The following is a 2,583-nucleotide window of genomic DNA, read 5'->3' as shown; positions in this document are numbered from 1 at the left end:
GGGTTGCGGAATCGCTCACTTTTAAACGGAATTTTTTAAAAAGTTGATATTCATTTTAGACCTATCTGTCCTTAGATAAAAGGCACTATAAGCTGTTCTAATATTAATTTTAGAGCATTCACTCTAAAACTGTTGACTTCCCATTCAACAGTGACTATGATGAACAGCAATTAGAGCAACCACTCTAAAATTTAAACTCAAAAAGGACGATCATAAAATGAAATCAGAAAACATTACAGTTCAACGCGCTAACTTAACTTTACGAGGGGTACTGAACACCCCGGAAAATGCGACAGACTATGATTTAGCACTCATCATGCACGGGTTTACAGGTGATAAGGGTAAGGCGCACGAGGACATGTTGTACGAACTGAGTGAAAAGTTAACAGCGAAGGGCGTGGCCACGATTCGGTTTGATTTTGACGGCCACGGCGAAAGTGACGGCGACTTTTCCGAAATGACCGTCCCAAGTGAGATTGCGGATGCGAGCGTGTTCTTAAACTACGCACGTCATTTGCCAAATGTAAACCAGATCTATCTACTGGGCCACTCCCAGGGCGGCGTGGTCGCCAGCATGGTTGCCGGGCTCTACCATGACGAGGTCGCTAAATTAGTCTTGATGGCACCGGCAGCGACCCTAAAGGAAGATGCTTTGAAAGGTCGGCTGCAAAGCGCCACCTACGACCCAAACCATATTCCAGAAAAATTGCCACTGGGCGCACCGCTGGACTATTTGAATCTCGCTGTTGGTGGCCTGTATTTACGCACAGCACAAGTGATGCCGATTTATGAAGTCGCTCAGCAGTTTGAAGGTCCTGTTTCGCTGATTCATGGGTCGGCGGATGTGATCGTAGATAATAAGGCTTCCCGGAAGTATGATGACGTCTATGCAAACTCGGAATTGCATATTGTTGATGGTGCCGGGCATACGTTTGAAGGGGCGACTCGGGAGATTAGTACTGATTTGGCTGTGGCCTTTTTGACTGAATAGATGATGACCTGTAAGAGGACTCAACTAAACCCCAAATTTAGGGGGTTAGTTGAGTCCTCTTTTTCCTGGAAGCAAAGCGTTTCTTTGTTACAGGGTCGTTTTTTTAGATGATGACTTTAGTCGTAAGGATAGGATGAATCCAAGTATTGCCATTAGGAAAGCGATAAGAAATGAGAACCAGTAGCCATGATTTAGTTGACTCACACTGGAAAGATGTTCAGACTTACCAATTTGAGTCCCGAATGAGACTAACATCATTAAAATAGCGGTACCAAGGGAGCCAGCGATTTGCCGAACTGTGGAAGACGCAGCGTTGCCGTGAACGCTAAGGCTTGGCGACAACGCATTGATGCCTTCAGTAAATGTTGGCATCATGACCGTCGCAATCCCGATGATTCTAAATGCGTAGGAGGTTGCAACGATCACGAGGTTTGTTGTTGGCGTGAAAAACAGCATTGGTAATGTGCCCAGTGCAACAATAGCGAAGCCTATCAGTGAAATGGTTTTAATGCCGTATTTATCATACAGCCTTCCTGAAATGGGGCTGAGTAATCCTTCAAGCAACGCACCCGGTAATAGTAGTAATCCTGACTGAAAGGCGGACAGCCCGTGGACACGTTGCAAATAGAGCGGTAAGACCAGTTCGACGCCCAATAAGGCTACGTTACTTAGCGCGCTTAAGGTGGTTGTGAGGGTAAATGTCCGATTCTTAAACACTGTTAAGTTGATGGGCGGGTTTTAATCGTCAATTGACGATGACCAAAGGCAACAAGTATTAACATACCGATCAGTAGCGAGGACGCGCTGGTAATGGTCAGACTAGCCGTGTTACCGATAGCTGAGAAGCCGTAGAGCAAGGTGCCGAACCCAAGGGAAGACTCGACAATGGACAACCAGTCGACATGCACCTCTTTTGACGCTACCACTGGGTGAACCCAAATGGCGGATGCGATGATAAGGAGTATTGCGAGTGGTATTAAAACGCCTGATAACCATTTGAGACCAAGATTATCAATGATCCAGCCGCCGACAGTTGGACCAAGTGCTGGTCCAAAGCCAACGACTAAGCCAATAATGCCCATGATCGTGCCCCGTTTACTTTGCGGATAGAGTAATAAAACCACGTTTTGAATCAGCGGAATCATTGACCAGCTGCGATGGCTTGAATCAGCCGGCCAAGGAGCAGCAGGATAAAACTATTCGCAAAAAAGCCAATGATCGAGCCAACCAAGAAGATCGACGCGAGCACGATCACTGTGTGTCTAGTATTGAATTTGTGAAACATCCAGGCAGATAGTGGGATCATTAGCCCGGCCACGAGTTGGTAGCCCGTACTGATCCACTGGGCAGTGGCTTGTGTCACGTGATAGACACTGATAATGGTGGGAATGCCATTGTTGAAAAAGGTTTCGGTGAGGAGCATGGTAAAGGCGCCAATTAACAGGACGGCCAACATGAAGTTGCGTTTTTTGACGGATGAATTGATCGTGAGTATAAGCAACACACCTTTCTTATGTAGCTAGCTACATATTTATTTAAAAATAAAAACGCCAACTGGCGACTAATTTTCGTCTAAACTGGTAATCATCTTC

General features: G+C 46.0%; 4 protein-coding genes. 1 reads left to right on the top strand and 3 read right to left on the bottom strand.

Going from position 1 to position 2,583, the window contains the following annotated elements; all coding sequences use genetic code 11:
* The first annotated feature begins 217 nt into the window (after positions 1-217).
* Positions 218-991, top strand: coding sequence for an alpha/beta hydrolase (locus JCM11969_RS16350; RefSeq protein ID WP_054712952.1), 774 nt, complete (start codon positions 218-220; stop codon positions 989-991).
* Between the two features lie 87 nt (positions 992-1,078).
* Here the strand turns inward: JCM11969_RS16350 and JCM11969_RS16345 are convergent, their stop codons facing one another.
* Genes JCM11969_RS16345 through JCM11969_RS20065 form a run of 3 tightly spaced genes read right to left on the bottom strand, consistent with a single transcriptional unit; the run spans position 1,079 to position 2,492 of the window.
* Positions 1,079-1,708: an MFS transporter gene (locus JCM11969_RS16345; RefSeq protein ID WP_054712950.1), complete on the bottom strand. Its 630-nt coding sequence runs from the start codon at positions 1,706-1,708 to the stop codon at positions 1,079-1,081.
* Positions 1,709-1,710: 2 nt separating this feature from the next.
* Positions 1,711-2,136, bottom strand: coding sequence for an MFS transporter (locus JCM11969_RS20070; RefSeq protein ID WP_054712947.1), 426 nt, complete (start codon positions 2,134-2,136; stop codon positions 1,711-1,713).
* On the bottom strand, positions 2,133-2,492 hold the full coding sequence (locus JCM11969_RS20065) for an MFS transporter (protein WP_263850085.1): 360 nt from the start codon (positions 2,490-2,492) through the stop codon (positions 2,133-2,135). The genes JCM11969_RS20070 and JCM11969_RS20065 overlap by 4 nt, the downstream gene beginning before the upstream one ends.
* Positions 2,493-2,583: the final 91 nt, after the last annotated feature.

The organism is Secundilactobacillus paracollinoides DSM 15502 = JCM 11969 (genome assembly GCF_001311135.1).
In the GTDB taxonomy this organism is placed as follows: Bacteria; Bacillota; Bacilli; order Lactobacillales; family Lactobacillaceae; genus Secundilactobacillus; species Secundilactobacillus paracollinoides.
Note: the sequence above shows the minus strand (reverse complement) of the source record. Positions and strands in the feature narration are given on the sequence as shown.